We start from the raw sequence: 23,434 nt of genomic DNA on the forward strand, positions 1-23,434 counted from the left end.
AGTTAATGAATGGAAATAGCAGCAGGACCCAGTTACCTGTGAGTGAAGCCAAAGTCAACTAGACAATTAAAAAGATCCTCCTCAAATATCACTTCCGGCCCGGCACCTTTCTTCTTCATATTCATGGCCTTCTCCACCTTTCGGCCGTACATTTCAAATGCCCATGCAGGGTTCCGCACGTCGCAAATGACCAGATAGTGAAGCTTTGCGGTTACTGAGTCGGCGGCAAGTCCTCCGTACATTTCGACAATCTGCGCCAGTTCCTTCCGTGAATACCTCGAAGACTCTCCGGTAAAGCAAAAGCTGGCAGCCGGCGCTGTGCATTCCTGAATAAGGATTGAAACCTGCTGCTCAGCAAGCTTGACAGGAATGGTGACCTTCTCTTGTTCGGCTGGTCTGATGGAAGTAATGGATTGGCAGAATGTAAGCAGCTCGCTGTGATCGTCAGCCGATAACTGTCGCTCTGCTTGAATGCGCTCAATGGCTGGCAGCAGGGTATCAAATGGCCAGGTCTTAAACATGGGCGCATTGTTGGAAGTCCAATTGCCCAAAGCGGTAAGCTCCTCAATGTTGATCGTTTGGTCCGAGGAGATCCCAGCCAGAAACCCGCCAAGCTGTTGCGTAGAAGATGTGATCACATCATAATATGGATTCCGGTTGTAATCCAGATAATTCTTGCAAAGCCAGATCAAATCCTCAGCCTCCTCCTCTGTGACAACGCCATCGCTGATAACGGCATTGATCTTGGTGACAAACTTGTTGTAAGGAGCCTTGGCCTGCAAGCTGGAAACAGAGCTGATCCACGCGCGGAGCATTTCAATCTCGTTGTCATTAATATGGCCGTCCGCTTGAATGCCAGCGATTAGCCCGTAAAGGGTGTTCAAATCTTTGTGAACCTGAGCCGGCCCGCAGAATTGGCGGAATGAGCCGCTGTCGTAAGTGTTGAAATAAGAGGTGTCGAGCATGGGAGGTTGAGTTGGGTTTACTTTTGGGATAAGTATCGGGAGTAATCATCCTAACTTCTTGCGCAAGAGAATTGATTAAACGGTAAGCATATGTAAAGCGTCCAGCTCGATGTTCAGGCTATCTGAGGCGCAAGGCCACTTATATCGCTTACTATTCCCGTAGTTCAATGTATATTCTCGCTATTTCTATTTGCTTGGATTTTTTTATTTTAAAAAATTGCTAGACGTTGAAACCCAAATCTCAGGATATGTCATATACTGCCCAAGTTTATAATGTGATGATCGCCTCACCTAGTGATGTAGATGAAGTCAAAGAAATTGCTAGAAGATTGATTTACGAGTGGAATATTGTTCATTCAAAAAATCGCGCGATAGTATTATTACCGATTGATTGGAAGCATACTTCTTCCCCTAATATGGGAGCACGACCGCAAAGCTTAATTAACCAACAGGTCTTGGCAAACGCAGACATTCTCGTTGGAATATTTTGGACACGACTAGGTACCCCAACAGGAACGCATTCAAGTGGGACTGTTGAAGAAATTGAATTGCATGTAAGCAAGGGGCTGCCCACACTTCTATACTTTTCAAATGAACTTGTCGAACCTCAACGGGTTAATCACGATCAATACAAGGCAGTTCAAGATCTAAGGAATCAGTACCAAAATGAGGGCATACTTCATTCCTTCGCCACCCAGTATGAGTTTGAAAACTCATTTCGAACTCATTTGGCATTGACTTTAAACAATTCGCAATTTTCTCAATTTTTTTTAATGGGAAGCAGCGAAACTAATCAGCAACAGGAAGACCCGGCGTTATCGGTCGGAGCAAAGGAATTATTATTGGCCGCAGCGAATTCAGATCATGGAGAAATCCTCCATAGTGAAACTCGTGACGGTCTCAATATTATAGCGGGGAGTCAAAATTTTGTTGAAATGCAGTCAGCTCGTATGAAGGCTAAATGGAAGTCAGCGCTGTCAGAATTGGAAACCATGAATATGGTTGTGACAAAAAACGGATCAATTTATAAGGTAACCGATTTGGGGTTTGAGGTTTGTGATCAGTTGGCAAGTGAGCTTACGAATATAACAAAGGAAATTCCAGAACTGACCGACGATGCTGCTGAACTGTTAATCAGGGCGGCCAGTAATGATAAAGGAGAAATACTATACCGTACGACGGGGCGAAAGCCTATTTTGGTTGTGAACGGCCACAACTATATGCCGAATCCAACAGGAAAAATAGCAGCACATTGGCAGGCGGTCGTAGATGAACTTGAAAGTCAGGGTTTGATCAGGTATGACAGTAGTAAGAGCTTCGCCCTAACAAAATCCGGATTTGATCTTGCAGCTGAGTTGGATCAAACGACGTGATCCTCCAGAACATCAACCATGAATATTGATAAAATTATCCGCGGTCTCAGTATCCGGCGTTCTGTACAATTTCTCAGGGACAGATGCGAGTTTTGAAGGGTGTATCCGAGAGCCAAGCCCGTAAAATTGCTAAAAACTCATAATCAGCGGCTTCCACTTTTCAGGATCAACATGATCGCCATTTCGTTCAGAAAGGATGGAGTCGTCTAAATGGACGCGAACGATTTTCAATTCCAATGTTACGCTTCGGATGTTTTCAATTCCTGTTTCAGCTGCAAAAGGATGGATTGCAACAAATTGGGCTTCGAGATGGACAGGGCATTCGAGAACGCGTGGTGCCTTTACTATATCAGACTTGCCTGGCGTCAAATTAGCCCTGGAAAATTTGTCCGGTTCATGTACATATCCTTTCGCAACTTTCCCGGCAGGAACTGGATTGCTCCCGGTTAAAAGTGCGAGTTTGTCAACGGCTTCGACCTGATCGACCGACGGCAGGTTCAATACACACTCACGTGTCCTAAGGATATTTTCTGTCGTTTTGGAATGCGCCGCAATCCCGATCATGCAACGGTAACCGAGCCAAAAAGCAGATGAAATGGGCGCTAAATTAAAGGTGTTGTCGCTATTAGTGGTGCCGACCAAAACTACGGGGGTACCAAAATATAATATGGAAGGATTGCTTACTTGATGCATACGTTTGTGTTTTTTTACAAAACACTTCATTATTATGCTCGGTGAAAACCCGTTTCTTGCGTAAATTCTACCAATTTAGTTAGCAGCATATCTGTTAATTGTAACGATCTCATGACAGCATTTGAAAAAATTGGATTGGGTGGAAGCTGTCACTGGTGTACCGAAGCCATATTTCAATCATTGAAAGGCGTACTCCATGTCAGCCAGGGGTGGATCGCGTCTGATGACAATCCGGCCCGATTTTCCGAGGCTGTCGTTGTCGAATCCTACCCGGCGCAAATTTTCCTGCCAACACTGATCGAAATTCACCTTCATACACATAGCTGTACGTCCGACCACTCCAAGCGATCCAAGTATCGATCTGCGATTTATACATTCTCCGACGAACAGTTTTACTGGGCAAACCAGGCGATTGAGAAATTGCAGGCGGACTTTGATGAGAGGATTATTACTGAGGTGATCCCATTCGGAAAGTTCAGGCTGAATGATGAAAGGTATCTGGACTATTATTCGAAAAATCCTGACAAGCCTTTCTGCAAGACGTTCATTGATCCCAAGTTGAAGATTTTGCTGATCAGGTTTTCTGGTGAAATTGATGACAACAAGTCTAAACACCTTTCCAATACCAGCCCTATTTGATGAACCAGCCACTAGTCGCTACGTTAGCCATCGCTTCGGCTGCACAAGCGTATTTCGATGATTTGCGAAGGGAGAATTTTCCAAAGGAAAGGAATTACCTGAATGCACATCTGACTTTATTTAATGCATTGCCCGACGAGCCGTGGATCTTTGATAAGATGCAAATGTTAACCACAGGTCAGGCTGTATTTGATGTAAAGGTCGATCAGATTGTTTCACTTGGGGGCGGGACGGCCTTCAAGGTTATTTCACCAGAACTGAGTGTGCTGCATCGGAATTTGCAAACACATTTTCAGGAGTCTCTTACCAATCAGGATAAACAGAAAAGGAATTTTCATATAACTGTTCAAAACAAGGTGGAGGGCTCTAATGCGAAGGACTTGCAAGCCGAGCTTAGATCGACCTTCGAGCCATTTTGCTTTACGGCCGAAGGCATCCATTTGTGGAGATACCTTGGCGGGCCGTGGGCAGTTTATCAGGACTTTCCCCTTCAACAGCTAGCGTTGGGCAAATTCAACCAAACTTGTATTTCCAATCCGTTTTCATCTGAGCATAAAGAGCATTGCCCTCAGCCTGTCGCCACTACACTGCGGCAGCATCTGCTTTTTCCTGCTGACCAGTTCCTTTCTGTAAAGGCTGATAATCATTTTCCTTATCGTACTTCTTTCCGCCCTTATAATTAGCATAGCGGCGTGCCCTGGTAAAACCCATTTGCAGATATTTACGCGCCATATCTGCACCTACAAAGTCTTGTCTTTCCAAATAGCTAAGGAACAGTTCATAAATCTTATTGCTGCTTTCCTCAGCAACAGCCTCGGTCTTAAATCGCCAGAACTGGCCGACCTCTGATTTGTAGGGTTCGCAGATCAAAACACCCTGCTCACCTTTGCCGACGCGGTAGACCTCCGGATGCTTTTTGTAGTCAACATCCGGCTTCCAGGAATAGGCTTCCTCGTCAAAGTTTAAGTAAGATGGAGTTTCCTTTGGTAGTCGCTTACCCATTTGTTGCTACTTTGGCTTGTTACTTCGACTGCGCTTGATCTCATCTTTTCGCATCGGCATAGCGTCAATCAAGCCAAACAACTTCTCGGCACTCACTACCCCGGTGCATCTTAACTTTTCACCACCATCGCGGCCAACTAATATCAAGGTGAATGAACTGGAGCTATCGATGTCCCACTTCTTCCAAGCAGACAAATCCTTCCCTGAAGAAGGAAAGCGTTGCACATTAATATCGCGCTCGATCATCTCTTTTTGATGCGCATCCAGGATCGCCATCTGCGATTTTTGTTTTACTAAACCGCTGTTTGTATAGAAAACCAGTATCTGTCTCGGAGACTCAGTTGTGATGAGTCTGATAATCATTATTCCGAATAGTGTTTTCATGCGAACTGCATTTCAAATACTTTGCCAGAAGGATGTATCTTAGCGAATGCTAGTGCGAGATAATAGGGGCAAATTGAAACGGCAACGATAGATTTTCGAGCAGCTTTTGTTACGAACGATAAAAACCGTATATAATAAAGCCTACCAGTATCAATTCCGTGATCCAGATGGTGCGATTATTGAATGAGAGATTCGTCGAATCAGCCAGTGCCCCCCAAGGCATAAAGCCACAATGAGCAGCCCCAGAACAATTTCAAGTGGATAGTCTCTCTTTTGGTCCAGCGTTCCATAAACCACATAAAACAGTCCATGCAAAATTTCGTAAAAACCCACTAATGCTCCCAGCATCAGCGGAGTAATCCAGGTTAGTAATTTCTCAATTCTCATCCTTGTAACGGACACCCAATTTCCCAAATGTGCCCAAACGGATCTTTGAGCTTCCCAATCTTCCAATCTTCTTGAACCGTGACTGGACAAATTTGGGTAGCTCCGGCCTTCAATGCATTAACGAATATTGTGTCGGGATCCGAAGTTGTCAAAATCATGCGAACTGGGTTTCCTCCTATTGTTGTCGGACTAAGATTGTCAAATTCCGATTCTTCATCCCCAATCCAGAAATCTGCATTGCCCATTCTAATTCTCGCATTTGTTCTGCCATTGTTGGTATACTTTTCCAATAAAGCAGCATCAAATGCCGCTGCGTAGAAAGCGGATGCGCCCGAAGCATCGGTGACTACTAGGAACGGTGTAATGTTCAGTTTGATGTCTGCGCTCATAATGAGATTTAGAAATTTAGAGATTACAACTTGGTCACTATGGGTATTCCCGGTCTTAAACGAGGTCGGCTAGTCGTTTGTCTTTTAAAGAATCTAATACAGCTTTAAATACTCTGGCCTTTTTGATTGCAAGGTGTCCATTTGGTGCCCAAAATGTTCCGTGAAGATTATCGTCCAGATTAACTGGCGCTATCTCGCCAATCCTATTCAAATTATGCATCAACTTGTCGACACTTAGTTCATCAAGGTCCGCACCAAGATCATCTACCAGTTCAATGCCGTTTCGATTCATGTTAAAGTTAATCATGTAAGGTGTTAGGCCTACGTCAACTAAACGTTTATACTTGTCCGTTTTGAGCTTGTTTGAGGATCTCAAAATTGGCCTGAGGCCAACACCACCCTCAACAAATGCATTCACTCGTTTGACCAAATTCAGAGCACAACCGAAATCAGAAAATGCAGCTGCTGGTTCGTCTAACCTTTTAGCGAATGCGGCAATCACCCATATAAATGTTGGATCGTCAATCTTAGTAATGTCAGAAGTTGAAAGTCCCACGCTATGATAAAGTTCTCGCGTAGTCATTGGGAATTTGGTAGTCATGGCGAAAAGTCAGTTTGTTGATGAATGAACAGTTGAGATATTTTAAGTATCAAACTAATGATTTCAAAAATATCCAAATGGCGTCTTAAAATCAAGTGGCTGCGAGAAATTATGTAGATCTAAATATTAGTTTGAGATGTTATCCTCTGACTGAGTAGCCATTACGACCCAAAATTTCTTACAACTTCGCTAGCCGGTCATTCAAGTCCACCAGACCAGACTTTTGCAAACAATCGGCTGAAAATGCCAATAGTTCATCCTTCGACTCATTTGAAGCTATGTCGATCAAGTCGGGATTGCTTTCATCACCAGGAATTCTAAGTGCCCTTCTGATTGCCTGGGTCAGCAGCAAAACATTTCGTCTGCTGATTTTCAAATCAATTTTGATTTGGTCATTCATTCCTGGGATACTCATGATGGTATCATACACACTGGTCAAATCTTTCACGTTCATCATGTCTTTTTGTTTTAGAATTGGAACTGTACAAAGCTACCAATTGCCCTTGAAACGATCCTAAGGAGAATTTACCTAGGATAGGTGTCTGACAATCAGGTTCTTTAATTTCGCCGTCGCGTACCAAAACATTAAGGAGATGAGCGAGAGAACGAGGGGTAATGAAGGACTGATTACATTAGCCCAAATCAAGGAATTGGACATTGTTGACTATCTTTTGGAGCTGGGATTTCAGCCCAACAAAATCAGAAACGTTGACCATTGGTATCTGTCTCCATTTAGGAATGAGCGAACCGCGTCATTCAAAGTCAATCGAAATCTCAATCGATGGTATGATCATGGTGTGGGAAGAGGCGGCAACCTTGTGGATTTTGCAGTCATGTTTTACCAATGTACCGTCCGCCAGGTAATCGATATATTTTCGGACTATCTTTCCTTTTACAAACCCCGACCGCGACCCATCCCCAGAATCTGGAATGTTACCCAAAGGCCAATCGAGATTTTATCGACAGCGGAATTAAGTAGTAAATCACTGATCAGGTACGTATCGTCGAGATGCGTTTTTACGGAAGTCGCAATGCGTTATTGCAAGCAGGCTAATTACCGGATCGGAGACCATCGTTATTTCGCTTTGGGTTTGCAAAATGATTCGGGAGGTTACGAGCTGCGCAATTCGTTTTCAAAGGTTGGAAGCAGTCCGAAAGATATAACCACAATTGATACAGATGCATCGACTGTCTCTGTGTTCGAAGGGATGTTTGATTTCCTGTCATACAAAACCATCATGACGCAAACGGTAGAAGCGCCGGAGAATCATGTGATACTAAACTCAGTTTCCATGTTTGAGCGCGCGCGGCCTTTCCTGGAACGCCATGACCACATCAATCTCTATTTCGATAGAGACCTAGCAGGTTTTCGGTGTACTTCATCCGCTATGGCCATCAGCGAAAAATACAATGACGCCAGTGGCTTGTATGAAGGCTTTAAGGATCTCAACGAATGGCTTATCAGCAGTTTTTAAGACTTGAGAACTCTAAGAGTCTAATGGAAGACTTGCCGAATCTGACTTGTGAAAAATCTGGCTGGATTGCCTCTTACCCGCAATCGGCCAGATGTACAATTGTCGGACAATTGTCGGTTCTGTGAACCGATCTGGCCGTCCCCCTCCGAAGTCGGGGCCGGTTTGTGTGAGATATGTAAAACGTGAAAAAGGTATGTGATGGAAGGAAAAGAATCAAACAAGACGAAAAGAGTAACTATACGCCTATCACCTGGCGAGTTAGCACGGATCGAAAAAAAGTGCAAATCTTCAACATGTAAAAAGCTCAGCGAGTACATGCGCCTGGTGCTGTTAAACAAGCCTGTGTCTGTGGTTACGCGTGACCAATCTGCAGACGACTTAATGCGTGAAGTTACCAGGGTCCGCGTGGAGGTTAGCCGCCTCGGCAACAACTCCAATCAGGCAACGAAAAGGCTTCATACACTCAGTCAAATCTCGGAATTTCGGAGCCATTTAGAGCAACAGAATTCACAAAACGAGGAGATTCTTGCAGTGTTGGAGCAGGTCAAATCGGTCATCAATAAACTGGCTGATCAATGGTTGCGGTGATCCATACAAGCAGCAGCCTAAGGGCTGTTTTGACCTACAATGAGAGGAAGGTTGCCGAGGAGCAAGCAGTGTGTTTGGCTGCGGAAAATTACCCAAAAGAGGCTGTCGATTTGACCTTCAATCAGAAACTAAATTTGCTCGAAAAGCAAGCTTCTCTGAACCTTCGAACAAAGATCAATAGCGTACATGTTTCGTTGAATTTCGATCCTTCCGAGCAGTACGACCCGGAGAAATTGAGGGCAATTGCTGGAAGTTATATGGAGAAGATCGGTTTTGCAGAGCAGCCGTACCTGGTGTACGAACACCGGGATGCTGGACATCCGCATATCCACCTTCTGACAACCAATATCAGAACTGATGGGAGTAGGGTACCGCTGCATAACCTAGGCAGAAATCAATCAGAGAAGGCGCGAAAAGAAATCGAAATTGACTTCAATCTCGTGAAAGCAGACGGACGAAAACAGCAAAACGAACACCTCAAACCGGCGATGGTTAGCGCCAATTACGGGAAAGTGGAAACCAAACGAGCGATTGCGAATGTGCTGGCGGGAGTGATCGACAAGTACAAATTTACGTCCATTCCGGAGTTAAATGCAGTGCTCAACCAGTATAATGTGGCGGCGGATCGAGGTAGCGAGGACTCACGGACTTTCAAGAAAGGAGGTCTCCACTACCGTCTTTTAAATGCCAAAGGCGAGCGGGTGGGGGTGCCTATCAAGGCCAGTGATTTTCACCAAAAGCCAACGTTAAAATACCTGCAAAACCGGTTCGAAATAAACGAGCAACAGCGCCAATCAGACAAGACAAGAGTCAAGAATGCCATCGATTTTACACTGTATGGAAAGGCGAATGTTACCATTGATCGGCTAATGAGCACGTTGGGACGGGATGGTATTGACACTGTATTGAGGAAAAACGAGACGGGCTTAATTTACGGAATAACCTATGTGGATCACCGGACAAAGGCGGTTTTTAACGGTAGTTCGCTTGGAAAGAATTATAGCGCGAAGGCGATTCAAGAGCGGTGCCTTCCTGTAAACCCGGAGACAGAAAATGTCCTTTTGCATAATCTAATATTAGGCCAGTCACAAACTGGATTAGGTAATCTGAATGCTCCAAAATCTGAAAACTATTCTATGCATCCGCTAGGCCAGCACAATGAAAATGGGATTTCAGATGGGCCGGATGCCCTGTTTGATCCGGTAAAACAGGATGGCTTCACGCCTGGCAGGTTACGTTCAAGCAGACGTAAAAAGAAAAAATCATTGTCTCAATCACTATAAAAATTAAAGTATTATGGCATCTAACACTGGCGAAAATGACGTAAGTCTTCGCAAAATTACGGATATGACCCGGCTGATAAGCCTGCTGATTTTAGCAATTCACTTCTATTACTTTTGCTATGAAGTGTTTCAGAACTGGCATCTAACATCAGTAATGTCAGACCGGATTTTGGATAAAATTTCAAAAACAGGCCTATTCTCTACACTCAATAGAACCAAGATCATTGCCCTCATCTTCCTGACTGTTTCGTTGGTCGGTGTCAAGGGAAAGAAAGGGGAGGAGGTCAGGTTAAAGCATGGATTAATAAATATATCTATTGGGCTTTTGCTTTATTTTTTGAGCGTCTTTGTTCTGAAAATGGTAGTCCCGCAAAACGTAGCAGCGACATTATATATCGTAGTTTCGTCGGCTGGCTTCTTGTTAGTTTTATCTGGCGGAAGCAAATTTTCAAGGCTGATTACGGCCCGTCTTAGCCAAGATATTTTTAACAAGGAGAACGAGACATTTCCTCAATTCGAGCAATGTTTGGAGAATGAATATTCGATCAATCTCCCCGCAGAATATCGATTCAAAAACAGATGGAGACAAAGTTGGATCAACGTCATTAATCCTTTCAGAGGGCTACTTGTTAGCGGATCGCCAGGATCTGGAAAGACGTATTTTGTCTTTCGGCACATCATTTTACAGCACATTGAAAAGGGGTTTTCAATGTTTGTTTATGATTTTAAGTACAGCGATTTGTCCTCCCTTGCCTACACAGCATGGCTGGAAAATAAGACAAATTATGCTGTTGAACCGAAATTCTATACGATCAACTTTGACGACTTATCGCGTAGTCATCGCTGTAATCCATTGGATAGTTCAGGGATGGTCGACATCACCGATGCTGTGGAGTCTGCCCGCACTATACTTATGGGATTGAACAGAGAATGGATCAAGCGGCAAGGTGATTTCTTTGTGGAATCTTCAATCAACTTCATGACTGCAATCATCTGGTTTTTGCGTCGATACCAAGAGGGAGAATTCTGTTCTTTGCCGCATGTGATTGAATTAATGCAGACGGATTACGACCGACTTTTTACAATCCTTCGAGCAGAAAAAGAGATTGAAGTCCTGATTAACCCGTTTGTTACTGCATATTTAAACGACGCTATGCAGCAGTTGGAAGGTCAAGTTGGGTCGACGAAAATTGCGCTTGCCAGGCTCGCTTCTCCACAACTATACTATGTATTATCAGGCAATGATTTTACACTAGATATCAACACGCCGGATGATCCGAAGATCGTCTGTATGGGGAATAATCCACAAAAAATCCAGGTATACGGTGCCGTTCTTTCCCTATACATTACCCGCCTGGTCAAGCTTGTGAATCAACCCGGCCGGTTGAAAAGCAGTCTGGTGTTTGATGAGTTTCCAACCGTTTACCTCAATAATATGGACACTTTAATTGCTACTGCAAGGTCTAATAAAGTAGCAACGACGATTGGTATACAGGATTTTAGCCAGTTGAAAAAGGATTATGGGAAAGACTATGCGGAGGTAATCATGAACATTACGGGAAATATCATTAGTGGACAAGTAAGTGGTGAAACCGCCAAGCAGTTGTCTGATCGTTTTGGGAAGATAATGCAGCGCCGAACCAGTTTGTCGATCAACCGCATGGACACCTCAGTAAGCAAATCTCATCAGTTGGATGCAGCAATTCCGCAATCAACAATTTCCTCATTGAGTTCCGGAGAATTTGTTGGCTTTGTTGCTGATAATCCCAATGAGCAGATTGATCTAAAGGGCTTCCATGCACGGTTTATCGCCAATGAGCGCAACTCAAAAAAGACATATGAAAAGATCGACTTGCCGATAGTCCGAAAGGTCGATTCAGGAATTATTCAGCAAAATTATCTGCAAATAAAGCGCGATGTGGAAGGCATTGTTCAGTCGGAAATGGAGAGGATCATGGAGGATTCATCGCTGAGATATTTGCTTATAAATAAATCATCGGACTAACAAGAGTTGATACAGATTCATCTAAAAATATTAAAATGTACTCCATTGAAAATGAATGAGATGGCATTTTATGTGTCAAATTTTCTTATCTGATTCCAATAAATTCGTAAATATTACAGAATTATTTTGGACGATTTTTATTATGTTCGCAGCACCTCCTCTTGAATAATGGCACTTTGTTACACCAAAATTCTTATTATGAAAGAGGCAGCATCAGACGACAAAGGGTTGATCGTAGACATCCTGACAGAGTCATTTAAAGACAACCAAAGCGTAAATTATCTTATTCCAGCCGACAACCGGAGACTCAAACGAATTCGAGCCTTGATGGATTACTCGTACGAAACTTGTAAGCTTTTTGGGAAGGTGTACGTATCGGATGATAAGAGTGGATGCGCTCTGATTTCATTTCCCGAGCGAAAGAAAATGACCCTTAAATCGCTATGGTTGGAGGTGAAACTTATCCTGAATGGTATTGGGTTTAGTAATGTCTCTAAGGCGATAAAGCGTGAAAAAGAGATCTCAAAGAACTATCCCAAAAGTAAGATTTTTTACTTGTGGTTTATCGGGGTCCGCCCGGATAGCCAGAACAACGGAGTAGGTCAGAAGCTCATGGCTGAGATAATTAAAGAGTCAGAGCGAATGAAACGACCGATTTATCTGGAGACATCCACGATGAAAAACATCCCGTGGTATAAGAAGTTCGGCCTTGATGTATACAATCAGCTGGACTTTGGATACAATCTTTTTCTCATTAGAAATGATCGGTAAGTATGCGGGTTGGGGGGACGGACATGCACGTTGTTACATTTTTGTTTATCATACTCGAACTCATTATGTTCGTGTATCAGGTATTTTATTATTTAGCACATCCTCAGGATAAGCATAGGAAGTACTATGTGGGTTTGCTGCTATTTTTGATATTGAAGAATGTGGCCAGCGGGTTTTTTCCTGATCCCAACCTCAAAAGCCCGTCGCTGGTTGTTCAATATGCCATAGCATACGGCATGGGATTTCTGATGGGGGCCTATTTTCCTTACTATTTTTATAAGGCATTTGAACTGGCGCGTTTACGATGGCATGCTTTGTATGGTGTTCCTTTATTCATTCTACTGCCATTCGCAGTCATATTTCCCAGCAAATTTATCTTTGACGGCGACATAGACAAGGCCATCAATTATGGAATGGTTATTCCTGCTGGTTATGCTCTTTTGCTACTCTATATCATTCAGCAATCAATTCAGGCAAAATACAAGAAAGAAATTCAAGATCGCCGTTTCTTCGAGGTCACGGCGGTCTATATGGCCGTGATACCCTGGGCATCTCTTCCATTTTTCGCCTTCTTTCGAATCCACCAGGTGCCCGAAGCATTATTGACAAACATTGGTTTCGTCGTCATTACCATACTTTTCATCAGACGGTCAATTCGGGAAAGTAGAGAAGAGTACGAACGATTAATAAAGCTGACTAGCGCAGATGGGCAAGCGTCGCTTTCAAAACTGGATTTAATAGAGCACATGATCAGCCAGTTGCAAGCAACCGACATTTCGCCTGCACAGCGGTTTGAGATAAACCTGGGGACTGTCGGGTTCACTTCCCGGGAAAAGGAAATTGTACGTTTGGTTCGGGTGGGTAAGACATATCGGATGATAGCAGAGGAATTGTTTATATCTGAGCGGACTGTGAGTAAACACATTCAGAATGTTTTTGAGAAGCTGGGAGTATCGAATCGTGTTGAGCTACTCAATCGCTTAGATATTTGGGAAAGTGGGTAAAACAGGGTTTCAGCTGGAAATACGTGTTTATGCGTATATGATTTGCGTCTTTTTGCGTAGGTGTTAAGCATTCAAATAGTTGTTTTCTCGTATTTACTTAGTGCCCTAAATCTTTGAGTTTTGTCACAGTATTCAGTGCTATTGTGATATTAACTTATATGGTATGGGACACGAGTATGCCTTTGACTGGCTTGACCAAATGGTTCATGAGCTAGATCCCCAAAGAACAGAACCAGAACGTTTGGATAATTATCAATCCATTGCGATTGTGGAAAAAGCTGCTAGTGAAAAGAAGCGGCTTATCTTATTGTTCAAACAGTTTGTCTTTCGAGAACAGAAAACGCGGCAGATCAGAAATTCAGTTAACCATTATCTATCTGCGGCAGTGAGTTTGATGAAAATTGCTAACAACAACTTAAATCAAATTCCCACCAAAGCGAATAACTTTCGTCTCGCGCTGGAAAGCGTCTTTTCATGCCTTAGCGAAGTGTCTGCGTTTATTGTAAACCGTTATAGAAGTCACGTCGATCGGGACATTTCGCTAAACTTGGTCAACATCACTCCCGATGCCCACGATCTCCGCACGCTAGGGAATCGTGATGCCATGAAAAGTAACCTGAAATTATCGAAGCTAGTAACCGAAGCATTCAGCGACATATTTTCTGATCATCGAGGCGGCGAAATTACAATGCGTAAGCTTGATTATTGGGTCAGTGTAAGTCATGCAGTCACTTACCCTAACGGTTTATTGGAAATGACTACACCATTCGAACAGCTAGAACTAATTATGATAGAGCGAAATTTCAATTCTCCATTGTTCGTGAAGTATTTAGTTTCCAAATTTTCTGAGGGAATCGCCAATTCTGAAGATCCCTCATCAAGAGTGCAAGCCCTTACCTTTTTGCAAAAGACATTCAATCAAATTCCTGTCATGAAGGATATTATTTTTAATAATCAATTCGAGGATTTGACCTTGACCATCAATAGCTGGTTCATTCAGGAGATTAATTTCCATTCTGAAAGAAGCGGCACTGTTTTCTCAGACCTTGGCGAGCAGACCCAAAAGGCTAGTAAGAAGTATGAAAGAAAGACTTCCGATAAAGTCTTATGCAATCTTACTGTTGATCAACTTTCAATCTTTTTTAAAGCCGCTGACTTATCGAACATTATTTCGGCGCGATCACTATCAGCAATTTTCCAATCTGTGGCTCCTTACCTTTCTACCCCACACCGCACAGACATTTCCCATAGCAGCCTGAGGGTGAAAAGCTATTCGGTTGAGGAACGGGATAAATCGTTGCTGATTGACATTATGACCAGATTGACAGAGCAAATTAGGGATTTATGATCTTAGGCAGCCATTCCTTTTGGGTGATTGAACAACTAAGGTAATGCCATTGACTATGGCAATCGATGGCATAGCTTTTTTGTCTTAAACAATTATCTAATTGTACATAAAGCTATTATCGAAATGGGAATAAAGACAGGACCTAAAAAAGTTGCTAAGTCAACGGAAGAGCCAGACAAACGTCAAAGGGATAATAAAGAATCTCCGGGCAATACGCCTTCCTTAAAACCGCACAAGCATAAAAAAGGCGATTAGCTTTTTCACTGCTTGAAGAATGTCGGATGCAACTATCGTAAGGCTAGGAATTTTCCTAGCCTTTTTATTCGCCTTTGCAGCGGTTTTAGAAGAATCAGTGTGTGAGCCTTTATTTAGCGTGAATAGTGATGATCTCTTGCATACGAGTGCTGTATCGCGGCGATAATTTATCCTGCTTCATCTTCCAACGAGTAGTCAAGTAGATATTCCTGCGAAAGTACTCCGGTGTTCCTGGGCAAAAGACGCCATTAATTCCTGAGCAAAGTACGCCACCCAAAAGTGGCTTAATGGCACTGAGCGAGAGTGATGATTTAAACTTACTGATTTTTTCTTTTTCTCAGCGATTTTCCAGTTAAAGCAATTCTATGAGCGGATGCTGAGAGCCGGTCCATGATCGCATCAGCGAGCGTTGGCTCGTCTATGAAGTTGTACCAGTTGTCCACTGGAAGTTGCGAGGTTATGATTGTAGAACCATTGCCGTAGCGGTCTTCCAGTATATCCAGCAGGGCGATCCTAGCATCGTTGGTCAGTTGCTTTAACCCAAAGTCGTCCAGGATCAACAGTTTGTTTGCTGATATCGCCCTGATCCATCTCAGATAGGTGCCGTCAAGCCGGGCTTGCGCCAGGGCGTCCAGGAATTTGTTCATCCCGAAGTACTGGGTCCGTAATCCCAGCAGACAAGCACTACGGCCCAAGGCGCAGGCCAAAAAGCTCTTGCCACATCCGGTAGCACCCGTTATCAAGATATTCTCTCCCTTTTCGATGAACATTCCGTCGGATAACCTCAGAACTTGTTCCCTTGTAATCCCTCTGTCGGGTGTGCACAGGATGTCTTCCGGCAGGGCATTGTAGCGGAGTTTGCTGGCCTTCAAGTACTTTGAGGTTTTTGCATGTTGCCGATATTCGACTTCTGCTTGCGTGATGACGCCAACCAGGGAATGGACATCGACCAGTTCGTGGACAGGTAATGAGAGAACCGCCTCATAGCGTTTGGCCATCCCGGCCAGTTTAAGGGACCTTAACAGGTCCAGAGTGTTTTGTGTATTCATTTTGAACAGGTTATAGTGATAATAATTATTCTTGATAGGATTCGGGCCCTCTTAGATTAGGGTGCTCAGGAATACGGTATTCTTTGCTTTCCAAGTCCTCGATCAGGTCCATGTTATGGTCCAGGATGTTTTTCACAGCGATATAACTGAACTTATAACCCGTTAAAGCCCGCTTGCAGGCTTTCTCCATCCGGACGGCCCCATAGGATTTGATCAGTCTCAACAGGCCCAGACACGAAGTATAGGACTGGTCAATGATCAGTTTGCTGTCCATGACTTTTTTAAAGAACTCAAAAGTGCAGGGTCCGTTTTCACTGGCTTTTCTCAGGTAGTATTCCGGGTCCCAGCCTTGTTGCCTTGACACTTCCTGATGAGACTGCGGCATATGTTCTTTCAAGGTGGTATATCCATGGCTCCGATAATTCCTGCTGTGCAGGGCTATGCGCTGATTGTCATGATAAATCTCGACGGTGTCTTCACAGTAGGCTATCCGCACCTCTTTGCCGATGTAGCGGAACGGGACGCTATAAAAGTGCCAGTCTTCGCCAATGACCACATGGTAGTTCTTTTGGACTTTGGCTTTGGTATAGTGCCTGACTTGGTAGGGTGATTCCGGTAAAGGTTGAAGCTGCGGGGCTTCCTGGGCCATAAATAATTCCAGGCGGCTGAATGTCTTTTTCTGGAAGTTCATCTGGTGATGCAATGCCAGCTTTTCTTTAATGGCTGCATTGAGGCTGGCCAAGTTATGGAAGGTGTCGTTACGTAAGTGAGCGTAAATGCGACGGTAAGTGATTTTAACAAAGTTCTCCACAGCTGCCTTGTCCTTGGGTTTATGTGGGCGGGCAGCGTAAAGGGCAATATGGTTATGGCTTGCCCATTGTTCCAGCATGTCAGTAAACGCGGGCTCATAACGCGAGCTACGCGATACCCACTGTTTCATATTGTCGGATTTGGCCCCCAAGGGCACGCCTCCAAAATAGGCCAATGCGTTGTTCAATGCCTTGACGACCTGGGCCAGTTTCATGTTCGGCAAGGCTTCTACATATCCGTATCCGCTAAAAGGCAATACAGCCACGAAGACAGGGCATGCGATAAGCTCACCGCTTGAAGTATCCACAAAATATAGAGGGTCGCCAGCAAAATCCACCTGCATCATCTTTGCCGGATGGTGCTCAAAATGCATGGAGGCTTGGGCAATTTTGAGATGTTCCTGTAAAAGTTTGCAGAACCTAGAGTACTGAAGGCCCCCCGGATTTTCCCTGATATATTCCTCCCACAGAAGTAACCGGGTAACACCGGTATCTTTCAATTCATGGGTAAAATAGTCGATCTGACCATAAAACTGGGCTTTCCTGGGGTCAGTATCCTCTGGTATGCTAGCCCGCTCAACGTTGATCAGACGTTCCAGTTCTTGATCTTTGACGAGCAGAAGCTGCTGGAACCCAAGGCCAGTTTGCAGGAATTTCTGTTGGTAAAGGCCAATGGTCTTCCTTGATATCTTTACTTCTTTTTCGATGTTGCGAATCGATACCCTTCGTTCCAGAAAAATAAGTATCTGTCGTAATTTATGCATGCTCAGGAGTCTATTGGCCATTCCATAAGGGGTTAGGTAACACCTAAACAATATGGTAATGGGCGGTTAAACTCTCTGCTCAGTGGCGTACTTTGCCAAGGAATAAGTGGCGTACTTTGCGCAGGAATACATGCTTTTACGGGTTTTTCAGCCGTGGACCCATGTATATATCCTGTCAAAAAATCCGACACTTTTCAGCAAACCAGTGGCGTACTTTGCTCAGGAATTAATGGCGTCTTTTGCCCAGGAACACCGGAGTACTTTCGCAGGAATATCTATTGTGCCTTCTGATCGACTTGGCCATATGATAGGAAAGGGGTAAGCAACCCCATTAAAAAGTATAGTTTCATAGCCGTCTGCTTGGAGAAATATCAGTTTGCTAATGTACGTCCTTCTTCACCCCATTTAGCTAATTATTTCCTAATCAGAAGGTTAGACGTACAGTTCAATCGCGGTACTTTTTGTACAATCTTTTAATTTAACCCATTATAAAGAAAACACAGAACAAGACCCTAAGTCCCGATTTGTGAAAGTTCTTACCAAGGTACAAGGAGAGAGCACTTTTCCTATTGCGTTCCGGAGAAGCTACGGATCAGAGAAGCCTGCAAGTTTTACATTGTTTGATGAAGCTGAACCGTTTTTGTTTAAAAACATCTTCAATTTGATATGAAATCAATATCAAGCATCATTTCGAATGCTCTTTTGATGGTTTTAGCAATACTGACAAATTGTATTGCACAGAATAAAAAGGATAGTTCTCATTTCCCTAGATATGAAGAAATTCGAGGGAATAAAAGTGAAATCATTGACTATGTGGCACCGCGTAAATCGAGTAGTGACTATCAGCAGGTGATTACCGAGACAAGGATATTAGACAGATATTGGAATGCATTCAACTATCCAGCAGATAGCACAGTGTACTATCTTAATGGCAGACAGGTTAAAAGCAAAAGGAAGCCAAAAAAGAACTAGACGAGCGATCCGTCAAAATTGAACGTGTGGCCATCGGAGCAATCGGACCAAAAGGGGAGCGCGAGGTTGAGATTGATTATCAGGTAAAGCCAAAGAACTAGGGTGTCAACCTTGTTGTAAGTCAGACTGATCGACTTAGTCGCAATTAATTTCCGAAAATTGCATCGCATCTGAACAGGTTGGCGAGGTGGCGTCTCACGTTCGAGCGTTTCCTGAGACTGACTAACTTGAAGGTCGGATAACCCTTTTTATGTTAAATGACAGAATACCGAACGAGGGCCTGATGTTGGTTTGTGAAAGTTCTTCGGAAAGTACAAGGAGAAGACACTTTTTTTCATTTCGTTCTGGAGAAGCGGCTTCGCCGGGTAGTGGTCAAAGCTTAATATACCCACCTCCATTTTTTGAGGTATTTATCAAACTAATATTTTTCCCCATTGTCATTACCCAGACCATTGCTAGGTTAGCTTCCACTTCAAGTAACAATTTCTGCTTTGCCTTCTCTTCCGGTGAGCAATTTGAAGTAGTATACCGTTCATTTCCAAAATCAAAGAAAGGATACAAAAACCATTCGTATTTTGACTGGTCAGCTTTACCTTTGGTTATCCAGCCGCCCTTTGACTGTCTTATTCGATTCAAAATATGCTTAGAGACTGTTTTCTCTAGGGTACCAAAGTATTGAAGACTATCAACTTCGCCTGAATTCTTTACTTTAAATATGAAATAGCCAAAAGTTGGCTCGCACGGCTTAGCCCGGCCATTAGATAAGCCTTCCTGAACCCATTCTTCAAAGTCCATTCTTTTGCTCGATCTCTTATCAACTGCCTCAAATTTGCGTTTCGGAGACAAATCTTGGGCATGCAAAAATCTAGACAAACAAATCATCCAGATAAACATTACAAGTGCTTTAAGGGTTGTCATTTTCATTAGTTGATAGTTGGTTAAATTAAACAACTTAAACTTTTGAACCTACTGCAATTGTTATTTCTTATGAACTGAGTTATTCGTCTCAAATGACGTCCGTAGCTGTTGCACAACTCATTTGTACAAGACCTTCGGTAGTTCGATCACCGAAGATCGTAACCAGGATGCTTCATATGGCAGAGCGAAAGTTTGCATACCCATCTATGAAAATGTCATGGGCTTTCAAGTGAAGAAAATGCCAGCATATTTAACAATCAGAGTTGTGCAACAGCCACGTCCGAAATTTGCTTCATTGCGATTGCTAACACGGCCAGGCGACACACAGTATCACGTTCGAGGGTTTTGCGACGCATTGTACCTCTTACGATTTGTCCATATATCCAATGTATAGGCCGTCTTGCGAATAAATTCATAGCCGCAAACCCCGTTCAATATTCACACCGATTTCAGACTGGCGGAGGTTTGTACGCCTAAGTCTGACAAAAGGAGAGTTACAATAAAAATCTAAACCTATAATTTCTCTCTCCTAGTATGTAGTTATCCTCCCACTATTCAATCACCATGCTATTAACCGGATTATGCAAAACCAAGACAATCTTACTTAATAATTTGCTATCAAAAATCATCCAAGGGTGCAATAATGCAAATATTTTTAAATTCCGGGCGATCTGTACTTCCGAAGATTTCGCCGGGAAAACGATGAGGTCGAGTGGGCTAATATGAAACAAAAACAAGTCGCTGTAGTTGATTGATATCAGAATTTAAGTTGTCCAAAAAAGCGCTCTGGGGCCGCATTTGCTTAACCCCAACGATTGGAAGAAAATAGGCAGCTAAGGTGCCGTTATGTGGGGTCGCGATGGTAATGAACCTGTCCGTTCTAGCCAATCCACCCAGGCGCTGGAGATAGTATCTGCACACAAGGCCTCCCATGCTGAAAGCAACAAGATCAGTTCGTTCGCTTTCTAGTGTATTTTCGATAATGTAAAGACGGAGATGTTCGGCAAGCTTCTCGATGGTCTCAGTTCCGTTACTACGCTGCAAGGAGGGGACTAAAACTTTCCATCCTAACGCCCGCAAACGCCTTGACATCCAAGCCATTCTTCTCCCTGTGTCCATGAACCCATGTACCAGAATCAAAGTATTTAGCATCTGAATGTTTGGTAAATGATAAGTTCGCTCACTGACCGTTGTTGACAAATTTGTGAAACAGGAAACCGAATACTGCTCCCATTAACAAGTGCCAAACAGTTAAAAACCATGTTGTACCGAAAAATAGGTATGCAATTGGGAGGGATAACCCTGCACTGATCGACCTGACAATAGAATGTTCGAAGAAAAAGACTAGCATTAAGTTCGCGATTATCCAGCCGGAATAGATTGCTATCCAGTACCAGAAGGCCAACATTAGCATAAAACCAAAAGCTTCTAGCATTCCGCCCACACTGTACGGGATGTTAGCCGTTGCCGGGTTCATGATGGCGACATTGGCCATAAGTCCGATCCGATCCACAATGATGAATACGATAAACAGTAGTATGAGACTTCTCATTAGACGGCTTACAGATTTGAATCCAAAGCTGCTAACATACCATGAAAATTCATTTGACAAAAATCAAAAAGCGCCTTGCATCATGAAATTTACTTTTTACCCCTGATACGGCTCAGCGTTTCCTGTGTTACGTTAAGGTAAGAGGCCAGGTAGTTGAGTGGAATCTTTTGCAAAGCGAGCGGCTCATCGCCCAACAGGTTTTTGTAGCGTTCTTCGGCGGAGTGAAACACCATCATTTTCATACGCTGGTCAAGCAGCAGGTAGTTTTCGGTTACCATCAGCCTGCCAAGCCGTTCTAGGAGCGGGTAGTCAACAAACGACCTTTCGATGATGTCATAATGAACAGTATGGATTTTCGCGTCCTCTACTACATCAATGTAATAAGATGTTTCAGCCCCGGTGAAAAGGCTGTCGATACAACTGGCGGTCATTCCTTCGAAAGCGAACCACGCTGTGACTTCTTTTCCGTCCTTGTAATAATAGACCCTTAATATCCCGCTTTCGACAAAATGAAACTTGCGGCATACCGTGCCTGCCTTATGCAGGAATTCTTTCTTCTTTACAACGGAAACTTTAACGGCAGATTCGACCAACGCCTTCGTCCTTTGATCCAGCGGGGCTAGGGTGTCCAGATAGTCCAGAAAAAGGCTCACAGCGAAAAAGTAATTTTTAGGTTAATTGTTTGTCGTGCCAGATGCTATCGCTTTCCAAAGATACGCCATAGAAGCAGCTGTATTATTATCGCAACATTACATAAGCTTAAACAAATCCTTGGCAGGTGTAAACGGGTGCATTGACGAAAACATCTCACCAAAAATGTGAAATTCCATATTTCGATTCTGCGTCACGTTGGTTTATACGCCGTTGACTCCCGAAACGAGGGTTTTCTGAGATTGTCAGAATTTACGTTCGGATAACCCTTTGTATGTTAAGTGAGAAAACACAGAACAAGAGGGGGGAAAGCAGTTTTGGAGAAACTCTTGGGATAGTACAAGTGTAGTGAAGACTGCTCTAAGGAGCAATTTCTCAGTCGTGGTTGTGTGGTTCGCTACGCTTGCAGGTAACAGATTAGCACTTTGCGATGCAATAGAATTCTGTCAGCCCACCCCTTGCACAAAAGCTACAATAGTTGAGCCTTTGTTTGTCAGCCCCACTATTGCAAAACCCCTGTTAGCGGCTGCTGTTTTGGCCTGCCTCACTTCTTTGTTTTATGATGTCTAAAATGTTTTCTTGTATGTCTTTCATTATTAGTTTGCTCCAAAGTCCGCTATAAAAATTAAACCTTGTCGAAAGTCTAAATTGTGATGTTAAATGTAAAATGATTTTGCTGTCGTTTATTTTTTCAATTTCGTATTTTCCTTCTAAAACATCAAAATATTTTCCACCAACTAAAACGTGTTCATCTAATGCTTTTGGTGGAATTGAGTTTGGATCAGCTTTAATGTCAAACGCTAATATTTTTAAGCGTTCTACTTTTGTTACGGTCTCGGTAAAAAACAAGCCTCTTGCGAAAATTGCTTTTCTGATTCCTCCAACAGCGATGGTGTCAAGTTCTGCTTCAATAGGTCTTGGAAAACCCATAAATTGAAAGAGGGAATGATTATTTTCTTCTTCTGATATTTTTGTAACCCTTGTAATGTTATTCCAAACTTGTTGATTGGTTGCGTCGATTTCAACAGTTGTGTGTTCTGTAAATATTTTATCTGTTAATCCCAACTGATTTTCTAATGGTGCAAATAGAAAAGGTAGTAAGGCAAATGCAGAAACATATAATTTTTTTCGGTTTCTTTTAAAGATTCTTACTCCGAAAAGTCCGCCAATCAATACCATAAACAAAAAGACTGGCAAAGCCATCAACGCACAAATAATTCCCTCGTGTCCTGAAAGAACTGAAATGCCTATAAGTCCAACAATAGCAAAAACAGGCATTGTTATCGCTGCAATTTTTCTTGAACTTGTAATACTGTCTTGATGGTAAGCTGTAATAAGTCCAACAACAAACGGAACTACAAACATAAACGACATTGTCATAAGCCCAAATGTTGGAAATATTGGATTGCCGCCACGAAAGTCCTCTAATGCAAATATTGCTCTTGAAACAAGTCCGTAGGCAATACCATAAATAAGTCCTTTCCAATTTTTTAAATTCTTCATGGTATGTGTCGTACTTGTAGGGCAGGGTCAGCACAGTCACCTCTAACTCGCCGA

At 43.1% G+C, this 23,434-nt stretch carries 24 protein-coding genes and 1 pseudogene; 10 read left to right on the top strand and 15 right to left on the bottom strand.

Going from position 1 to position 23,434, the window contains the following annotated elements; genetic code table 11:
- Positions 1 to 32: 32 nt before the first annotated feature.
- Positions 33 to 965, bottom strand: a complete 933-nt coding sequence (locus tag FHS68_RS06670) for a BRCT domain-containing protein (RefSeq protein ID WP_167268339.1) — start codon at positions 963 to 965, stop codon at positions 33 to 35.
- A 248-nt stretch (positions 966 to 1,213) separates the two neighbouring features.
- Here FHS68_RS06670 and FHS68_RS06675 point away from each other — a divergent pair, with 248 nt between their 5' ends.
- Complete coding sequence (locus FHS68_RS06675; RefSeq protein ID WP_167268341.1) at positions 1,214 to 2,338, top strand: DUF4062 domain-containing protein; 1,125 nt, start codon at positions 1,214 to 1,216, stop codon at positions 2,336 to 2,338.
- Between the two features lie 129 nt (positions 2,339 to 2,467).
- Here FHS68_RS06675 and FHS68_RS06680 read toward each other — a convergent pair whose 3' ends face one another.
- A complete protein-coding gene (locus FHS68_RS06680) occupies positions 2,468 to 3,031 on the bottom strand; it encodes a flavin reductase family protein (protein ID WP_208408180.1) in 564 nt (187 codons plus the stop codon).
- A 111-nt stretch (positions 3,032 to 3,142) separates the two neighbouring features.
- Here FHS68_RS06680 and FHS68_RS06685 point away from each other — a divergent pair, with 111 nt between their 5' ends.
- Both FHS68_RS06685 and FHS68_RS06690 read left to right on the top strand, forming a co-directional pair.
- Positions 3,143 to 3,670, top strand: coding sequence for a peptide-methionine (S)-S-oxide reductase (locus FHS68_RS06685; RefSeq protein WP_167268343.1), 528 nt, complete (start codon positions 3,143 to 3,145; stop codon positions 3,668 to 3,670).
- Complete coding sequence (locus tag FHS68_RS06690) at positions 3,670 to 4,353, top strand: 2'-5' RNA ligase family protein (protein WP_310588513.1); 684 nt, start codon at positions 3,670 to 3,672, stop codon at positions 4,351 to 4,353. Before FHS68_RS06685 ends, FHS68_RS06690 begins: the two co-directional genes overlap by 1 nt.
- Here the strand turns inward: FHS68_RS06690 and FHS68_RS06695 are convergent.
- The 5 genes and pseudogenes from FHS68_RS06695 to FHS68_RS06715 form a co-directional block, all read right to left on the bottom strand.
- Positions 4,256 to 4,672: pseudogene (locus FHS68_RS06695) on the bottom strand (DUF4385 family protein); the annotation flags it as partial. The gene FHS68_RS06690 and the pseudogene FHS68_RS06695 sit on opposite strands and share 98 nt — an antisense overlap.
- Before the next feature lie 6 nt (positions 4,673 to 4,678).
- A complete protein-coding gene (locus FHS68_RS06700; protein WP_167268345.1) occupies positions 4,679 to 5,056 on the bottom strand; it encodes a DUF4174 domain-containing protein in 378 nt (125 codons plus the stop codon).
- Positions 5,057 to 5,439: 383 nt separating this feature from the next.
- A complete protein-coding gene (locus FHS68_RS06705; protein ID WP_167268347.1) occupies positions 5,440 to 5,832 on the bottom strand; it encodes a VOC family protein in 393 nt (130 codons plus the stop codon).
- Positions 5,833 to 5,887: 55 nt separating this feature from the next.
- Positions 5,888 to 6,415 carry a hypothetical protein gene (locus tag FHS68_RS06710; RefSeq protein WP_167268349.1) on the bottom strand — a complete coding sequence of 176 codons (528 nt, stop codon included), beginning with the start codon at positions 6,413 to 6,415 and terminating at the stop codon, positions 5,888 to 5,890.
- 196 nt (positions 6,416 to 6,611) lie between these two features.
- Positions 6,612 to 6,890, bottom strand: a complete 279-nt coding sequence (locus FHS68_RS06715; protein WP_167268351.1) for a hypothetical protein — start codon at positions 6,888 to 6,890, stop codon at positions 6,612 to 6,614.
- A 136-nt stretch (positions 6,891 to 7,026) separates the two neighbouring features.
- Between FHS68_RS06715 and FHS68_RS06720 the strand changes: the two genes are divergently transcribed.
- The 7 genes from FHS68_RS06720 to FHS68_RS06750 all read left to right on the top strand — a co-directional run bounded on the left by FHS68_RS06720 (position 7,027) and on the right by FHS68_RS06750 (position 14,907).
- Positions 7,027 to 7,908 (top strand): DUF8464 domain-containing protein, encoded by an 882-nt coding sequence (locus tag FHS68_RS06720; protein WP_167268353.1) that lies wholly within the window; start codon positions 7,027 to 7,029, stop codon positions 7,906 to 7,908.
- Positions 7,909 to 8,106: 198 nt separating this feature from the next.
- Entirely contained in the window at positions 8,107 to 8,496 is a 390-nt protein-coding gene (locus tag FHS68_RS06725; RefSeq protein ID WP_229211787.1) for a plasmid mobilization protein, read from the top strand.
- On the top strand, positions 8,484 to 9,779 hold the full coding sequence (locus tag FHS68_RS06730; RefSeq protein WP_167268357.1) for a relaxase/mobilization nuclease domain-containing protein: 1,296 nt from the start codon (positions 8,484 to 8,486) through the stop codon (positions 9,777 to 9,779). Before FHS68_RS06725 ends, FHS68_RS06730 begins: the two co-directional genes overlap by 13 nt.
- Before the next feature lie 13 nt (positions 9,780 to 9,792).
- The gene (gene mobC, locus FHS68_RS06735; RefSeq protein ID WP_167268359.1) at positions 9,793 to 11,784 is read left to right on the top strand and encodes a conjugal transfer protein MobC; all 1,992 of its coding nucleotides are present in this window, start codon (positions 9,793 to 9,795) and stop codon (positions 11,782 to 11,784) included.
- A gap of 198 nt (positions 11,785 to 11,982) precedes the next feature.
- Complete coding sequence (locus FHS68_RS06740; protein ID WP_167268361.1) at positions 11,983 to 12,555, top strand: GNAT family N-acetyltransferase; 573 nt, start codon at positions 11,983 to 11,985, stop codon at positions 12,553 to 12,555.
- A gap of 65 nt (positions 12,556 to 12,620) precedes the next feature.
- Positions 12,621 to 13,559 carry a helix-turn-helix transcriptional regulator gene (locus FHS68_RS26640; protein ID WP_310588515.1) on the top strand — a complete coding sequence of 313 codons (939 nt, stop codon included), beginning with the start codon at positions 12,621 to 12,623 and terminating at the stop codon, positions 13,557 to 13,559.
- Between the two features lie 163 nt (positions 13,560 to 13,722).
- Positions 13,723 to 14,907 carry a hypothetical protein gene (locus tag FHS68_RS06750; protein WP_167268363.1) on the top strand — a complete coding sequence of 395 codons (1,185 nt, stop codon included), beginning with the start codon at positions 13,723 to 13,725 and terminating at the stop codon, positions 14,905 to 14,907.
- A 364-nt stretch (positions 14,908 to 15,271) separates the two neighbouring features.
- Here the strand turns inward: FHS68_RS06750 and FHS68_RS26715 are convergent, their stop codons facing one another.
- The 8 genes from FHS68_RS26715 to FHS68_RS06790 all read right to left on the bottom strand — a co-directional run bounded on the left by FHS68_RS26715 (position 15,272) and on the right by FHS68_RS06790 (position 23,380).
- Complete coding sequence (locus FHS68_RS26715) at positions 15,272 to 15,439, bottom strand: DUF4113 domain-containing protein (protein WP_208408182.1); 168 nt, start codon at positions 15,437 to 15,439, stop codon at positions 15,272 to 15,274.
- 40 nt (positions 15,440 to 15,479) lie between these two features.
- Complete coding sequence (gene istB, locus FHS68_RS06760) at positions 15,480 to 16,211, bottom strand: IS21-like element helper ATPase IstB (RefSeq protein WP_167268365.1); 732 nt, start codon at positions 16,209 to 16,211, stop codon at positions 15,480 to 15,482.
- A 25-nt stretch (positions 16,212 to 16,236) separates the two neighbouring features.
- Positions 16,237 to 17,805, bottom strand: coding sequence for an IS21 family transposase (gene istA / locus FHS68_RS06765; protein ID WP_208408184.1), 1,569 nt, complete (start codon positions 17,803 to 17,805; stop codon positions 16,237 to 16,239).
- Positions 17,806 to 19,128: 1,323 nt separating this feature from the next.
- The gene (locus tag FHS68_RS06770) at positions 19,129 to 19,680 is read right to left on the bottom strand and encodes a hypothetical protein (RefSeq protein WP_167268367.1); all 552 of its coding nucleotides are present in this window, start codon (positions 19,678 to 19,680) and stop codon (positions 19,129 to 19,131) included.
- A 711-nt stretch (positions 19,681 to 20,391) separates the two neighbouring features.
- Positions 20,392 to 20,826, bottom strand: a complete 435-nt coding sequence (locus FHS68_RS06775) for an esterase/lipase family protein (protein WP_167268369.1) — start codon at positions 20,824 to 20,826, stop codon at positions 20,392 to 20,394.
- 28 nt (positions 20,827 to 20,854) lie between these two features.
- Positions 20,855 to 21,226 carry a hypothetical protein gene (locus tag FHS68_RS06780; protein WP_167268371.1) on the bottom strand — a complete coding sequence of 124 codons (372 nt, stop codon included), beginning with the start codon at positions 21,224 to 21,226 and terminating at the stop codon, positions 20,855 to 20,857.
- Between the two features lie 89 nt (positions 21,227 to 21,315).
- Positions 21,316 to 21,879 (bottom strand): Crp/Fnr family transcriptional regulator, encoded by a 564-nt coding sequence (locus tag FHS68_RS06785; RefSeq protein WP_167268372.1) that lies wholly within the window; start codon positions 21,877 to 21,879, stop codon positions 21,316 to 21,318.
- Positions 21,880 to 22,396: 517 nt separating this feature from the next.
- Entirely contained in the window at positions 22,397 to 23,380 is a 984-nt protein-coding gene (locus FHS68_RS06790) for a hypothetical protein (protein ID WP_167268374.1), read from the bottom strand.
- Positions 23,381 to 23,434: the final 54 nt, after the last annotated feature.

The organism is Dyadobacter arcticus, from assembly GCF_011762185.1.
Lineage (GTDB): Bacteria > Bacteroidota > Bacteroidia > Cytophagales > Spirosomataceae > Dyadobacter > Dyadobacter arcticus.